The sequence below is a fragment of the Prevotella conceptionensis 9403948 genome, assembly GCF_000312305.1.
Taxonomy (GTDB): Bacteria; Bacteroidota; Bacteroidia; order Bacteroidales; family Bacteroidaceae; genus Prevotella; species Prevotella conceptionensis.
In genome coordinates, this window is record NZ_HE999526.1 from 1 (window position 1) to 656 (window position 656).

At 54.4% G+C, this 656-nt stretch carries 1 pseudogene; it reads right to left on the reverse strand.

The annotated features are described in order from the left end of the window. Positions 1-656, reverse strand: a pseudogene (locus tag BN93_RS16095) (conjugative transposon protein TraM); the annotation flags it as partial.

Consider the following 656-nt stretch of genomic DNA (forward strand, 5'->3'; position numbering starts at 1 on the left):
ACCGCCTTCCCGTTTCGGGTAGTTACGACCGCTTTCCCTTCGGAAGCCGTCTCCCCGTCCGATGCCAATGCCATATTGGAAGAGGACTGTCCACCGCCCGACGGCATATATTTTGCCGCCAACTGATAGGACTTTTCAAGTAGTGCCATCTGGTCGTTCACGGTTATGGCGGGCGACTGCTGTTCGCTGCTCATACGGTTTTCCAACTCTGCCAATCGGGCACGCAGTTCTTCCTTTTCAGGGTCTTCCCTCGGTGCTTCATAGAAACTGCCGAGCGTGCGGTTGATGTCTTGGTAGGCTGATGCAGAGGCGTGAAAGCCGTCTTGCGGAGCAGCAGTGCGAGAGCCAAAGCCGTTATCTCTTTCCGACAAATCCGTCTTTAATGCCAACTCTTCGGAACTCTGCTCCGGTTGTCCTCCTGTCATCTCCCCGAACATGGAACTCAGACTCTGCATCGCGCGGCTGCGCTCCTGCTCTTTCTCCTCCATCATCTCCTTCTCGTAGGCTTTCTTCTTATCACCGATCAGTTCGGCTGCTGTCGGGTCGGGTACTTCCGTGTTGAATCCCTTCGCCTGTTTCTCCTCTTCTTTCTCCGATGGAGCGAAGATGAGCCACATAGAGCCTGCAAAAAGCAGGAACATCAGGGGATAGATGAC